This is a genomic window from Paraflavitalea speifideaquila, assembly GCF_032395985.1.
GTDB classification, from domain to species: Bacteria; Bacteroidota; Bacteroidia; order Chitinophagales; family Chitinophagaceae; genus Paraflavitalea; species Paraflavitalea speifideaquila.
The window spans coordinates 1148616-1163752 of record NZ_CP135920.1; the positions used below are offsets into that span (position 1 = coordinate 1148616).

Below are 15137 nucleotides of genomic sequence, written 5' to 3' on the forward strand. Positions count from 1 at the left end.
TTGCAGGCAGTAAAAACTGTGAGATCAAATTATAATACCTGGATTGATATTTTGATAATTGTCAAACAGAAAATTGTATAAAGGAGGTTGACATATCTCAAGAAGATGCGTTTTGAGATCTCCGGGGAGGCTTGCTGGTACTGGGTTGTGGGGATTTGTATACAGTTTATAAATCAAAAGCGACAGTACCTACTGCCTCTTATATTGATTTAATGATCTTGTGTGAATGCTTTGGGAGTATGTACAAACTCCTTGCGATCAACCTTCATTTTGAATAAGGCCCTTACAATAGACCACAACATTAGTGGGATATGCGCGAGGGCCCGTACAGTTTGAAAGGAGTAGAAATTACCCGGTATGGCAATGATAAAGGTGAGCAGGTAAATAACTATCAGCCCAAACCACCAACTATAAGCAGGTGACAAAATGGAAAAGCCAGTAAGGTATTCCACCACAAATAAGGCAAATGCCAGGAAGTGGGCTACCAGGAACAATGACCGGGGAGCGGCCATATTACAAAAAAGCTTATTCCAATAATCCTTTGTTTTGGGGAGATAACCTGTTTTCTTATCGAAGAACAAACGTAGGTGGATGATCTGCGACTCCAGCCACCTGGTACGTTGATTTTCAAATACATTTTTATTGCCTACTTTCTCATCCAGTACATAAGCATCTTCAATAAACTCGATGCAGATATCGCCTTTCATCATTTCAAAATCCACCACACGGTCACAAGCAGGGTTGCCTAAAATGGCGGGATTATCATAGATCTCCTTGATCTTTTGAAATTCAAAAGCCATTCCTGAACCAATCGTGGTGGAGGAAAAGCCAGGCGCGCTGACCGCGGCGGAAGAGATGGTTATTTGTTTCTTCACTGATAGCATCCAATACAGCTACCGGCGTATTGAGATTTTTGCCATGCGATGGCATTGTACCGAACGGAACCCTTGTTGAAAGGCTGCATTTACTTTTTCCAGGCAGCCAGGCAACATAACATTATCTGCATCCAGGATGATGGCTACTTCATGTTTGCCTTCGGGGATCCAGTTAAAGAGTTTGTTGAGCGAGCGGGCTTTAGAACCCAATTCAAAATGCACTTCCAATACCTCTACCTGTGGGATGGCCCTTAATTGGATAACCGTTTCGGGCTGTATACGATCGGCAGCTATGTACACCGTGAATTGACCCGTAGCATAGTCATGGGCTGCTGCTTTACGGGCCGTATTGATAATGATATGATCCTCCTTATAGGAGGGGATCAGTACGGCAATGCGTTTTTAGCGGGATTGGGCTGGTAAGTTTTAGGCCGGTGCAATTTGCCCATGATCGCTACTATAAAAAAGTATACCGTATAAGCAGCCAAATAGATGAATAGGATTAAAAAAATAATATGTAATAGCTGTTGGATCATGTTTGTGGTCTGTTTTCAATGTTCATTACTCAATGCCATGCTGCCTCAATACCTTCCTCAAACCTGCGAATAGCTGGAAGAGTATAGATTCCAGGCAGCTCCCTTCAAAAAGAACTTCAAGTGCGTAAATTGCCTTTTCGCCAGGTAACCGATCGTGTTCTTAGGCAGCGCAAACAGGCTGAAATATAGCGTAAATACCAACAAAGGAAAAAAATCCTGCATTGCGCCTCATGTAAAGGATCCGGTTCCTCGTATGATAATATACTTTCATGGGATTGGCCTTGCCCACACTCAGGGATTCTTTATGATAAATGACCGCAGCCGGAGTATACCATATTTTGAAACCAGCTTTTAGTATCCTTGCCGACCAGTCCCATTCCTCATAATACAAGAAGAACTTTTCGGGGAACATACCCACTTTGTCAATCACCCGTTTTTTGACCAGCATGGCACAACCATGGGCGCCAAAGGTGATGCCGGGAATATCATGCTGCCCTCTATCTTGTTCCAGCGTGCCAATGCCCGTAGTTCGGCCCGTAAAATTGTTCATGGGGTTAAAACCGGCATATTGTATCGTATCTGGCATGTCGAAGTATTTGATCTTGGGGCAGGTGACGCCTATCGAGTCGTCCTCATAGAAGGGTTTCAGTAATTCATCGAGCAGGTTATCCGTCACTTCAGTGTCATTGTTCACAATGAACATAAAATCGCCCGTAGCCTGCCGCATGCCCCAGTTATTGCCGCCGGCAAAGCCCAGGTTTTCTTTACTTAATAATAAACGTGTATTGGGATAGTTGCCGCCGAGGATCTTTTCACTGGGATCGATGGCTGACGCCATATCACAAACCAATATTTCGAAATTCCGGTACTTCAGGTTGCGGGTGGAAGCCAGGAAATCGCAGGTTACATCAGTTTGGTTATAGTTCAGGGTAATAATAGATATGAAAGGTTGATCCTTTCGCATGTGGTCTCTTTTTATGTGGTAAGCTACTAAAAAATAACCGCAGAGGCATTGCATACAGTATATAGCATATACCAAATGCGCTCGTCTCTGCGGCGGGAACTATTGTTTAATTCACATCAGGCATTCGTGCGCTGGATCAGGGCCGATGGTGTATTGGCCATGATCCACAGGTCATACATGAAGCTAAACCTGTCGGCATAATCAATATCCAGGTTCAGGCGTTCTTCAATAGACATATCTTCTTTTCCTCTTTTCTTGATCTGCCATAAACCTGTCATGCCGGCCGGAGCCATAAAACGTTTTGCCCATTCGTCAGTGGTCAGCGAGGCTGCTTCATACAAAGGCAGTGGTCTGTTACCTACCAGTGACATATCGCCTATCAGTACATTGACGAGCTGTGGCAATTCATCCAGGCTGGTATTGCGCAGGAAAGCGCCTACTTTGGTAATACGGGGGTCATTGTTGATCTTGAAGAACATGGCACCCGCTTCGCCCGCATTGTATTGGTTCAGGTGTGAGAGCTCACGGATCTTCGCATCGGCGCCTACAAACATCGTCCTGAACTTGAAAAAGTCGAATATTTTATATCCACGGCCCGCTCTTTTAGATATATAAAATATAGAGCCCTTCGATTCCAGGCGGATGGCCAGGGCAATCAATAAGAACAGGGGACTTAATGCCAGTAAAAGGGTGCCTGAGATGAATATATCAAAAGCTCTTTTAAGAATGGGACTGCTTGGGAGGTAACCTGGAGCGCAGTTTCGAGAGAACTGGTATTGTGTTCGTGAACCAGTTTGTGTTTTAACCGTTTCAGGAAATTTACCTTACCCAGCAGGCGCTGGCGGTCATAGTTCTTCAAATAGATGATATCATCAATGAAACTGTAATTTTTGAAGCGCTCAATGTCGGCTGCCTGGGCATATGAACCCTCAACAACTACCGGAATGGGTGCAAGTGGTTTGTGCATCAGCAGAAACAGGTGAAGGTCGCGCAGATGTTCAATAGCCACAGGCGCTTCTACAATGATGATATCGGGCAGGCTAATATTCCTGGCATTATTCAGGAGGCGCCTTAACATGGATTTTGCATTACTTACGGACTCAGCGGCATAACCACTTTCAAAAGCATTGATCAGGTTGCTGATATTATCAGCCTTTTTGCCAATGTAGAAAAACTCCAACTTCTGCTGTTCCGTTGTTTCGGAGGCAGCAGGCAGGGAGTTGATGGTAAAATGTTTATAAACCCTCTTCGTTGTCTTTTCGCCGTGTAAAAATGTTAGTTCCATAAAGTAAGGTTGAGAGATTAAAAACGCTTGTACTACGAATTAACTGGCGTGCGCTACATACGCTGAAGCCACTTTTGTATCGTTATTGATAATCCGCTGAACTGCATTCATAAGGTCAACGGGATTGAAAGGTTTGGTAAAGTTTTCTGCCACACCAAATTCCTGACATTTTGCATCTGCCTGTGCTTTATCCAGTGCAGATATTACCATCAAGGGAATATCACGATAAATGCCACTGGAAGTGAGCTGTTCTATTAATTCCCAATCCTGCATATCAGGAAGCTGGGCATCTGTAATAATAAGATCGGGCAAGTTTCTTTTGGACAGCCAATACATAGCTGAACAACCATCAGGAGCCGTCACCACCGTATAATCTTTGCCGAGTACAGTTTGCAACAAAAAACGTATTGCCTTACTGTCATCAATTGCGAGTATTTGCTTTTTCATGCAGGGAATAAGTTAAGCTTTAGAAAAATCGCAATTTTTCAACAGGCATGCTTTTGGACTAACATGGCTCACAGAGGTATTGAACAATTCAATTAACAGGCAAGCTGTACGCATTCACGTAACAAGCTTTACAGGATGGTATGTGGATTATCTGATGGTGAGATCAGGTTACAGGGGAATTTCAAGGATTTGTGGGATCGAGAATAAGCTGCTATCGTTTCATTTTGGCTTTGAGCCGTTTCCCAAAGGATAGTTGAACTAAGAGGGAGTGGTTTACTTTCGCCGGTAAAAGTAGCAACAAAAACTAATAAACCAAATTTCTGCCCTTATTATCTTTTTATTATATGGCAAAAATCACTATTTGCCGTTGAATTTCAAATACCCGTTACGTGGTATTTATTTTATTCCGTATTACTACGCAACCTTTTGACGGGCTGCTTTTTCCCATAGTACAGTTTGCTTATTGCGTAGAAAACGACTGAATCAATGAATACAGAGAGGTTCATGAAAAGGAAATAGAAGGGGATATAGACAGCTTTGAGACGGATATTGCGACTTGCATAGATCCAGCCCGTAATACCCATGGTATAGAATATGACTTGCAATACCAGTACCAACTGGTAGAATAAGCCACCTGTTTCCATGATTACAATCAATATATTACTAAGGAGTAAAATGATCAGGGCTACTGGGCAAACTGTCCACCGTAGAATGCGGTGTGAAATGAATTGGAAAGAAGCCACTGGATACTTGAACATATTAAAAAGTTCTTTCAAGAGTACCATGGCCTGGAAGGCGCCGGCACAGATGCGTACCTTACGTTTCATTTCATCTTTGATACTGGCCGAAGGAGCTTCTGCAGCATAGGCATTGGGCTCATAGCGTACCACATAACCATTGATCACCAGTTTTAATGACTGTACAAAGTCCTCGATGATCGTTCCTTCCGGCGCCTTTTCAAACAGGGATTTACGGACCGAAAAGAGCTCGCCGGCTGCTCCTACAGTTGTATACAGATCTGAATCCAGGCGTTTCAAGAAGGATTCATATTTCCAATACAATCCCTCTCCGGCTGCCGCTGCGGCATCTTTTCCTTGCTGAAGTATCTTTTTTTCACCCGCTACGCCACCCACTTGCGGGTTTTCATAATGCTTTACGATCTCCCGTATGCAGGCAGTATTTAATAAAGTATTGGCATCACAGAAAATAACCAGGGGTGACTGCACCTGCTGAATGGCACGATTCATAGCAGCTACCTTACCCTGGCGGGCTGGTTGATGTAATAGCAATATCTCTGGAAACTGGCCGATAATAGACGGGGTATTGTCATTGGAGCCATCTGTGATGAAAATCAGTTCCAGCTTGTCTTTGGGATAATCCAGGGCCAGCGTGTTCTGTATTTTTTCCAGTATGAAATCTTCTTCATTATAGGCGGCTACTACGAGCGCCACTGCAGGGTATTGATTCTCCGACTGCAGATTGCCGACTGCCAATTGTCGATCACTCACTGCCGACTTTATCTTTACGATGATCCACACCAGTATGCCATAGCCTACATAACTATAGAAAATTAGGAATAGGCTAATCCAGAAAATTATGTTCATTGTCTTTACCACACTTTAGAAGATCATACGGGATCAGGGCGCAATATTATTCTGTTTTTTCCAATTCCGGGTTAATCCTGGTCAACTAAATGATAAGAATTTACTGGTTTGAAGTTATGCAGTCGTTAAGCATATAGGGCATATTAGGCAATCCGGAGGCTATGTATATATCTTTGAGGGTAGTAATAATAAGGGTGGATCTTCTTTTTGTAAACAATCTTTGACAAGTGTCAAAAATACCCACAAGTGGTTATTGTCCGCAATATATTAGTTAAATAATTTCGCTTTTTAGAAAAGATTATTACTTTTGCGCTTACCTCCAATAAGCCTCACACCAAATATCCCATAGAAAAGCCCCGCTGTGTTTTACCTCATTATTCTTAGACAAAACCATCCTAGAGTCATCTCCAATATGCCTCCTTTACTGTAACAAGTCCGGGAAACATATCCTCATTTAAAGCCGTTTATCAGCTTTTTACAAACTGAATTAACGTTTTTAACCATAGCGTATTATGAAGCGAATACTACTTCTTACCACAACAAGTGTGTTGTTTTGTGTTGCCATGCTGCAAGCACAAAACGTCTTCGATCCCGCTGACCCTATCGTGCGCTGGAATTCTTCTGCGACTTTAGGTACAGCTACTAACCCCAATCCTGGCATTGCCGGGCTGCAAAAATGGGTTAGCGTTGCTTCCAATGGGATCAGCACGGGGAGCGGCTCCTGGGATGTTACATCCTATAAAGCCTATTTCATTAATATCGGTGGTGCTCAGATGTGCTTCCGTTTGAAATTCCCCAAAAGCTACACCAATCCCGATAGTGCCAGCAAGAAATACCCCTCATGGTATTTTTCATGGTGCCGGTGAACCGGGTTGTACTTCTAATGGCGGCGTTTATAACAACGAACGGCAGCTAACCCATGGTGGTAAGCTCTTTAAAGACAGAGTAGACAATAATAGTTATGACGGATTTTTATTTTACCCCAGGTTAACTCGGGCACTTCCTGCTCCAGTACATGGGGTGTTGCTCCTTACTCTAATTACTATAACCTTGTTTTAAGGACTTTGGATTCCTTGGTGAAATATGCGCGTATGGATAATGACAGGGTATTTGTTGACGGGTTGTCCAATGGTGGTGCTACTGCCTGGTCAATGACCGCTGAATATCCTGATCGCGTGGCCTCTGTAGCTCCCAGTGCTGCTGGAACGGGGTCTACCAACTATAGTAAGTTTGTACACATTCCTATTTGGTTTGCCACTGGCGGTAAAGATTCCAATCCCAATCCTGCCTTTGCTCAAAGCGTATATATTGGTTTGAGAGATGCAGGCGCCAATATCAGGTATACTTTATATCCTGATCTTGGTCACAGCGTTTGGACAACACATTGGAATGAGCCCGATTTCCTGCCATTTATGAATGCTGCCCACAAAGCCAATCCATTGGTATTCTTCGGACGTGATGAGTTTTGTCCGGGCGATCCTATCAGTGTAAAGCTGGGTATTACTGATGGTTTCTATGCCTACGAATGGCAAAAGGATGGTGTTACTATTGCTACAACCACCAATACAACAGTAGATAATATCGTTGATGGTACTTCTATTATAAATTATGTGGGAAATGAGATCACTGTAAATTCATTTGGTACTTACAGTGTTCGTTTCAAAAGAACTGCTTCAAGCAATTGGTCTGTTTGGTCACCCAAACCGGCCGTTATTCGTTCTAAGCCTGTTACCCAAACACCCGATATTCAGGTTAATGGTGTGAAGAGCAAGGTATTGCCTGCTCCAGATGGTAGTACCAGCGTTTCCCTGAAACTTCCCGAGGGGTATGTTTCTTACCAATGGTTGCAAGGAGCTACAGTTGTAGGTACCGAGTCTACTTATTCGGCCAGCTCAGGAACTTATACGGCTAAAGTGGTAGAACAATTTGGTTGCGGCGCCCTGCCTTCCAATCCATTTACCGTGATCAATGCCGGTGGTAGCCCCAAACCAGAACCTGCTAAGAACCTAAGTGCTGCGGCAGTTTCTTTGACCAGCATTCAGTTAGACTGGAGTGATAACCCCAATGCCGGGGAAAATGAAACGGGTTTTGAAGTTTACCGGAGTACCAATCCAGGCGGACCTTATCAACTGGTTACCATAACCGCTCCGAATGTAATTACCTATATTAATACAGGATTAACGGCGAATACTCAATACTACTTTATTGTACGTGCTGTAGGTGCATCCGGAGCCTCTATTGTAAGTAATGAAGCTGCTGTTAAAACAGAAGTGGATAATACCGCGCCCACAGCCCCAACCAACCTGAGGGTACTCAGTACTTTCAGCAATTATGTGAACTTAAGCTGGACAGGATCTACTGATAATGTGGGTGTAGATAAGTATGACATTTTCCTTAATGGAGTTAAAACCTACACTACCACCGGAACAGACTTTACAGCAGCCAACCTGGATAGCAATAAGCTATATACCATTACTGTAAAAGCCCGTGATGCAGTAGGCAATCTTTCAGTAGCAAGCAACCAGGTTACTATCAATACAGGTCTCGTATCTAATACGATTGGATATAAATATTATGAAGGCACCTGGACCAACTTGCCCAACTTTAATACCCTGTCGCCTGTAAAATTGGCAATTCACCTAATATTGATATTGCACTTAAGAACCGCAATGATAATTATGGATTCCTGTGGGAAGGGTATATCAATGTGCCTACTACTGCTACTTATACATTTGAAATATGTTCGGATGATGGTAGTAAGTTATACATCGACCAGGCTTATGGGTTTTCAAATACCCCTCTTATTAGCCATGATGGTACTCATGGTGCTACCTGTAAAACGGCCAGTGTTGCCCTGACTGCTGGTATGCATCCTATTGCGTTGGCTTACTTCCAGGGAGGTAGCGGTGCTTCTGTAGCATGGAGCTGGCAAAACAATGCGGGTCTTTCCAAGCAAGCCATTCCGAGCAGCGTATTGTACAGCCCCGGTTTGGTGCCTCCTTCCATGGCGGCTCCTTCCAACCTGGTAGCTACCGCAGTATCTCATGCTAAGATCAACCTTACCTGGACTGATAACAGTAACAATGAGGATGCTTTTGAGATATTACGCTCAACCAGCCCAACCGGCACCTATGCCCAGGTTGCTACCGTACCTGGTACCTCTTATACTGATTCGGGTTTATTGGCCAATACCAAGTATTTCTATAAAATAAGGGCCATTGGTCTTAGCGGTGAGTCTATATATGAAAGCAATTATACCGAGGCAAACTGGAAATTGAACAACAGCAATGCGGATGCCAATGGTAATGCTACCCGCACACTTACCCTTACAAATGCTACTTATAGTATCACGGGCCCCAAAGAAGGTTCCCATACGCTGAACCTGAGCGGTAATAACCAATATGCTACTGTAAGTGGTAGCAGTAGTGGTGGTTTCCCCAGCGATGGTGGATATACCCAACGTACGATTGCTATGTGGATCAAACCAAGCTCTACCAACAACAATAGAGTGATCTTTGATTTCGGTAACAATGTGAATGGTATCGCCCTACGCTTTACGGGTGGTGTTTTGCAAGCTGGTATTTCCAGTGGCACCACATCTGGTAATGCAGTAAGAGCTTTAGCCACTGCCAGCAATACAGCGTTTAATACAAATTGGATTAGCGGTGGCTGGAATCATGTAGCGGTTGTTTACAATGTGAACTCTTTGAAAGTATTCCTCAATGGAGTAGAGGTTGCGGCTAATAATGCCATAAATATTACAAGTATTGTGGCCGCTGCATCTAATAATTCACGGATCGGTTATTCAGGCGCTGCGGGCGACAATGCCTTCAATATTGCTGCAGGCAGTAATGACTATTTCGCCGGTCAGATCGATGATATCTATGTGGTGAATGGCGCCATGGTGGCAGAGGAGATCGGTCATTTGGTGGACTTAACGTTTGCGCCATCCAGCGACACTACCCTGCCTACACCTTCGGCTCCTGCAACCCCCACTGCTTTAGCAGCAACTCCGGTTTCTGCTACTACAGTAAATCTTACCTGGAATGATAATGCAAACAATGAAACTGGTTATGAAATATATAGGTCTACCTCTAATAATACCAACTATCGTGTGGTAGCTACCATACCTGCTGGCGCAGGCGCCCAGGCCAGTTTCTCTGATACTACCCTGTTTGCCAATGTTACCTATTATTACAAGGTACGGGCTAAGGGTATCGCCTTACCATCAGATTTCAGCAATGAGATCAGCGTGGTTACGCCCAATACGGCTCCTGCATTTGCTTATGTCAATGACTTTACCATCAGGTACAATACCGTGCATACTTTAAAAGTAGTAGCAAATGATCCCGATGGTGATCCAATGACATTTACCGTAGGGACATTGCCTCAATTTGTGTCTGCACAAGGAACCTCCGCTAATAGTATAGATATTGTGTCGGTTCCTTCGATTGCCGATCAGGGCGCCTATGCCATTACCGTATATGTTCAAGATGCCTTTGGTGGAAAAGACACCATCATCTATAATATGGAGGTGAACAGTAATAACCTGCCTGTGATCAGCCCCATTGCCAATGTAAATATGAATGAAGGTGAAACGCGGTCAATTGCGTTGGTTGCTAATGATGATGACGACAATGGAACGCTGGTATGGACTGCCGTTGAAAAACCTTCCTTTGCTACACTGGTAGACAGTGGAAATGGTCGTGCTTCTGTTGCACTGCAACCCAACCTGGCATCAGGTGGTTCTTATACTATGACACTGAAGGTGGATGATGGATTTGGTGGCTGGGCTACTAAAGTCATTACGATCGACGTGGCCGAGAAGGATCCCAACGAAACCATCCAGGTGAATATGAAGTACTATACAGCCGGCGGCGCTGGTTGGAATGATGTAGAAACATCATCAGGTGGGGCCTTTAATTTGGGTAGTCTTAAAAACACCAAGGGTGTTACTACTACGGCTGGTATTAGCCTGCTTAACGGTACCTATGGTGCTTCAGATGCCGGTGTACAAGGTGGTGGCGTCTTCCCCAATAATGTAATGAAAGATGGTATTTTCTGGGGCTTCTACTGGCAAGGTGGTGTAGCTGCAGATACCCTGCGCCTGCGGGTGTATGGTTTGGATGTAACCAAGAAATACAATTTCATTTTCATGGGTAGCAACAATTGTACTTTCTGCGGTACCACGCCTACTTCAACCACTACTTATAAGATCGGTAATGAAACTGCTGTCATTCCTTTCTATATGAATGCTAATATTACAGATACCATTTATCAGGTACAGCCTGCTACCAACGGAGAAGTGATCATTACCATGATCGGTGATGCCAATACGGGTGTGGGTGGTACCCTGAATGCACTGGTAATAGATGCACAATATGATGACGGTACAACACCAGCCAAACCAGCCAACCTGTTGGCTGCAGCTGAAGCCGGTGTGGGTGTGAAACTGAACTGGACAGATAAGTCTTATAATGAGTATGCTTATAAAGTATATCGTGCTGCCACAAAAGAAGGTCCTTATACCTTACTGAGCACACTGGATGTTGATGCCAACGCTTATACCGATGAAGCTGTGGCGCCATTTACACAATACTACTATTATGTAACAGCCATTAACAATCATGGTATTGGTGCATCCAGTGATTCAGTAGCTGTTACAACAGCTAATAACAAACCTGTAATTGCAGGATTGGCTGCCAGCATGGCGCTGAAAACAGACGGTACTAATCAGGATGATTTCACAGTAACTGATACCCCTGGTGATATTGTTACTGTTACAATTGTAAACAAGCCTTCTTACGTTACCCTGCAATCATTAGGTGGTAATAACTATAGGCTTACTGCTGCGCCTACTGCCAGCGACCTGGGTAATGTTACCTTCACGTTGAAAGCAACGGATGACAAGGGTGCAGAAGTGACCACTGAGGTGAGCATTGCGGTAACTGATAAAAACACCCGTTCAGTATACCTGAACTTTGGTAACTACGGTGATGATGCAGCAGCTCCCTGGAACAATATCATAGGTTATGGTAATGCAGGGACGACGCTCAATAACCTGAAGGATGAAAACAATGCTACTACAGCTATTGGTTTCCAACTGGTAAATGGATGGTCAGGTATCTCTCCGATCGGTCATCAAACTGGTAATAACTCAGGCGTATACAATGATATGGTAATGAAGAGCGGTTTGTGGGATAATAACAATACGGCCCGTACCATCCGGTTTACGGGTCTGGATAACAGCAAGCGCTACAATGTGGTAATTGTTGGTACCCAGAACGAAGGTCTTGATGCCTCTGCCCGGTATGTTGCTGGTAGTGAAGTGGATACACTCAATGCCCGTTACAATACCAATCAAACAGCCAACCTGAATAACCTGACGCCTAGCAGCGGTGTGATCACGGTAGATATGAGCAGGGTGGCTGGTGCTACTTATATGTTCATGACGGCGGTTCAACTGGAAGAGTTTACGCCAGGTCTTAACCTGAACCCTGTTAACTTGTATGTAGAACCTAAAGACAGAAACAGTGCGATACTGAGCTGGTCAGACAGGACTAACAATGAAAATGCCTTCCAGTTAGAGCGTGCCACAGATGCTGCTTTTGTATCAGCAGTTCAAATTAATCTGCCAGCCAATACAACTACCTATACCAGTGCGGGCCTTACCCCGAACACGAAATATTGGTACCGTGTACGTGCTAAGATTGGTGCTGCCTATACTGATTGGAGCAATGCTGGTAAAACAATTACGCCATCAGCTATTACCTTTGTGAACTTCAATTTCGCTACCGAGTACAATGCATCTTCACCCTGGTATAACCTGGCTGCATTGCCTACTCAGAATTTCACCTTCTCTAACCTGCCCAACCAGTCAAATCAACCTACTGGTATCTCCCTGAGCATAGAGAAAGTAATGAATGGCGATAATAACTTTGGCGTGATCACCGGTAACAATTCAGGTATTGCACCAGATGTGGTACTTCAGTCTAACTATTGGATCGATAATACCCAAGAATCACAGATGAAGCTGACGGGTCTTAACCAGGCCAAACGCTACCGCATCGGATTCCTTGGTAGTATGAGCACCAATGGTTGGTTTGCAGGTAACTATACTTGTACTTATACGATCAATGGAAGAACAGTATACCTGAACTCCTGGATGAACTCAACCAAGATTGTATTCATTGGGGATGTGCAGGCCGATTCTAATGGCGAACTGTTGCTGGATTTCTCTACTACTCAGGAGGCAGTTTATGGCTTCAATGGTGGTTTGGTAATCGAGGCGTATGATGATGTTCCCGAAGGTGGTTCTGTACTGAATCGCAGTGTATCCAATCCTGTAACTGGTACATCTACTGCAGTTGTGGCCAATGATGCGGCTGCCCGCGCTAATACCCAGGTAGCTGGTCATGAGGTATCGGAAGGAAGAATGTATCCCAATCCGTTCATTGATCAGATCAGTCTTGATTTTAACAATACTGCTGCTGATAATCATGTAAGTGTGGATGTGTATGACCTTAGCGGAAAACTGGTGTTCCGTAAAGCATTTGGCAAATTGACGGCAGGTTATACTACCCTGCGTGTTAATACAGGCAGTGCCAACCTGAACGCTGGTATCTACATGATTACTTTAAATGTAAATGGAAAACCGGTACAGGTAAGTAAAATGGTAAAGGCTAATCAATAGCCTTATGGATAAAAGGTGAGCCAGCCTGCCTCGATGGATGGCCCACTTCGCCTCCCGAAAGCATTTCATCTTAAATCAAAAACCGGGAAACCATTATGGTCTCCCGGTTTTTTTGCTACTTTTTCACCTCGAAACACACAAAAAAGAAACCTTATGGATTTGTTGTATCTATTGTACTCGCTGCTACGTAAGAAATGGATCATTGCGGGCTGCACTTTATTGGGCCTGGTAGCGGGTTTTGTATTTACGCTTTTCCAGCCTAAAACCTATGGGTCAGTTGCTCAGTATTCCACAGGTTTTACGATGGAGCAAAAAGTGAGTATTAAGGAAGAAGCTGGACTGAATATCTACGAAATTGATCTGCGCTTTAATAACGTTATTGAAACTTTCAAATCGCCCAAGGTGATGGGTATGCTTGCTTATAAGGTTTTGCTGCATGACCTGGAAGACCTCAAACCTTTCCGCAATCTCAATGAGGAACAAAAAAGGGGCGATACCTATAAATTGGTCAATGTTGAACAGGCCAAACAGATATTACGCCGCAAAGTGGCGGCAATGGAATTGCTCAACCCCTTTGATCCTGAAGAAAAAAGGTATTTGACCTGATGTACCTATACGGGTATGCCCCGGAATACCTGCAAGGCAAACTTTTTATTTCCCGGGCCGATCGTACAGATTATCTCGTGATCCTTTGCCGGTCCGAAAATCCGGAATTATCGGCTTTTATTGCCAATACCATCGGGCAGCAATTTATCCGCTTTTTAACAGCATTTATGGGGTACGTAACCAGGAGTCGGCCGTAAAGCTGGATAGCCTGGCAGCCTCTAAAAAAGAACAGTAGATAGCCTTACAGAAACACTGAAAGCTTTCAGGATCAAAATTGGCACACCCAATGTGGCCGACAGGGCCTCAGCAGCTATGACCGTTGTGCAGGGGGTAACCAGTAATTACCAGCAAGAACAGGCCAAGCTGAATAATTTGAGGGGAGAATTGCGGTCCGTAGAGTTTCAACTAAGAGATTTGGGAACACAAGGATTAGGTACAAGCTTGGTCAATAATAATGCAGCCATACTGGCCCTGGAAAAAGAAAATCAAACACTGGAAATACAAAAGAACGGCAAATCGGAAGAGGAGATCAAGAAGCTATCGGACCAGATCGACGCTAATGTGCGCAAAATTGCCCAGTACAAAAGCACTGGAGGTTCAAGTGCTGACCGACAACAAAGACAAACGAGGGCACAAACACGCCAGGAAGAGTTGGTAGCGCGTAAAACGGACCTGGAAGAGCAGATTTTGGCTGCCGAGAGCAATGTGAAGTTATTTGGCCGGCAAAAGAAGATTATGAGGCGATCACTAAAACGGGTGGGGGCGACCAGGTAATTTTAGATGCACAGGAAAGGGACCTCCGGATCGCTGCACAGGAATATGAACAATTGAAAAGAAGTTTGCAATCTTCACTAGACCTCGATATCAATCCACAAAACAACTTCAAGCAAATATTGGTGGCTGTTCCTGCATTTGCGGCTGAACCATCTCGCCGTTCGCTGGTATTGGGACTGTGTGGCATGTTGATGTTATTTCTATCGGCTTTTATTATTGTGGCGCTGGAGTTCTTTGACTCTTCGTTCAAAACACCATCCATATTCCAGCGGGCTACCAAAATGAAGTTGCTCAGCTCCTTAAACAGGCTTAACCTGAAGAAAAACCTTTAAACGAATACTTCAAGGACAATA

At 44.1% G+C, this 15137-nt stretch carries 13 protein-coding genes and 1 pseudogene; 7 read left to right on the forward strand and 7 right to left on the reverse strand.

The features are described 5' to 3' along the window. Positions 1-209 precede the first annotated feature (209 nt). The 7 genes from RS881_RS08120 to RS881_RS08150 all read right to left on the reverse strand — a co-directional run bounded on the left by RS881_RS08120 (position 210) and on the right by RS881_RS08150 (position 5711). Positions 210-875, reverse strand: a complete 666-nt coding sequence (locus RS881_RS08120) for a hypothetical protein (RefSeq protein ID WP_315820615.1) — start codon at positions 873-875, stop codon at positions 210-212. Positions 876-893: 18 nt separating this feature from the next. Next, positions 894-1271, reverse strand: a complete 378-nt coding sequence (locus RS881_RS08125) for a glycosyltransferase family 2 protein (protein WP_315824396.1) — start codon at positions 1269-1271, stop codon at positions 894-896. A 300-nt stretch (positions 1272-1571) separates the two neighbouring features. Beyond that, complete coding sequence (locus tag RS881_RS08130) at positions 1572-2375, reverse strand: glycosyltransferase family 2 protein (RefSeq protein WP_315820616.1); 804 nt, start codon at positions 2373-2375, stop codon at positions 1572-1574. Positions 2376-2491: 116 nt separating this feature from the next. Continuing rightward, positions 2492-3103 carry a sugar transferase gene (locus RS881_RS08135; protein ID WP_315824397.1) on the reverse strand — a complete coding sequence of 204 codons (612 nt, stop codon included), beginning with the start codon at positions 3101-3103 and terminating at the stop codon, positions 2492-2494. Beyond that, positions 3049-3660, reverse strand: coding sequence for a hypothetical protein (locus RS881_RS08140; protein WP_315820617.1), 612 nt, complete (start codon positions 3658-3660; stop codon positions 3049-3051). The genes RS881_RS08135 and RS881_RS08140 overlap by 55 nt, the downstream gene beginning before the upstream one ends. A gap of 39 nt (positions 3661-3699) precedes the next feature. Next, positions 3700-4056, reverse strand: coding sequence for a response regulator (locus RS881_RS08145; protein ID WP_315820618.1), 357 nt, complete (start codon positions 4054-4056; stop codon positions 3700-3702). 452 nt (positions 4057-4508) lie between these two features. Further along, positions 4509-5711, reverse strand: coding sequence for a glycosyltransferase family 2 protein (locus RS881_RS08150; RefSeq protein ID WP_315820619.1), 1203 nt, complete (start codon positions 5709-5711; stop codon positions 4509-4511). A 512-nt stretch (positions 5712-6223) separates the two neighbouring features. Here RS881_RS08150 and RS881_RS08155 point away from each other — a divergent pair. From RS881_RS08155 to RS881_RS08185, 7 genes and pseudogenes are all read left to right on the forward strand, one after another. Beyond that, a complete protein-coding gene (locus RS881_RS08155) occupies positions 6224-6577 on the forward strand; it encodes a hypothetical protein (RefSeq protein ID WP_315820620.1) in 354 nt (117 codons plus the stop codon). A 546-nt stretch (positions 6578-7123) separates the two neighbouring features. Further along, a pseudogene (locus RS881_RS08160) lies at positions 7124-8230 on the forward strand (fibronectin type III domain-containing protein); the annotation flags it as partial. 188 nt (positions 8231-8418) lie between these two features. Then, positions 8419-13404, forward strand: coding sequence for a fibronectin type III domain-containing protein (locus tag RS881_RS08165; RefSeq protein WP_315820621.1), 4986 nt, complete (start codon positions 8419-8421; stop codon positions 13402-13404). Between the two features lie 153 nt (positions 13405-13557). Beyond that, a complete protein-coding gene (locus RS881_RS08170; protein WP_315820622.1) occupies positions 13558-14010 on the forward strand; it encodes a Wzz/FepE/Etk N-terminal domain-containing protein in 453 nt (150 codons plus the stop codon). After that, positions 14010-14207, forward strand: a complete 198-nt coding sequence (locus tag RS881_RS08175; RefSeq protein WP_315820623.1) for a hypothetical protein — start codon at positions 14010-14012, stop codon at positions 14205-14207. Before RS881_RS08170 ends, RS881_RS08175 begins: the two co-directional genes overlap by 1 nt. 91 nt (positions 14208-14298) lie before the next feature. After that, positions 14299-14784: a hypothetical protein gene (locus RS881_RS08180; RefSeq protein ID WP_315820624.1), complete on the forward strand. Its 486-nt coding sequence runs from the start codon at positions 14299-14301 to the stop codon at positions 14782-14784. 65 nt (positions 14785-14849) lie between these two features. Next, positions 14850-15116, forward strand: a complete 267-nt coding sequence (locus RS881_RS08185) for a hypothetical protein (RefSeq protein WP_315820625.1) — start codon at positions 14850-14852, stop codon at positions 15114-15116. The last annotated feature ends 21 nt before the right edge of the window (positions 15117-15137 follow it).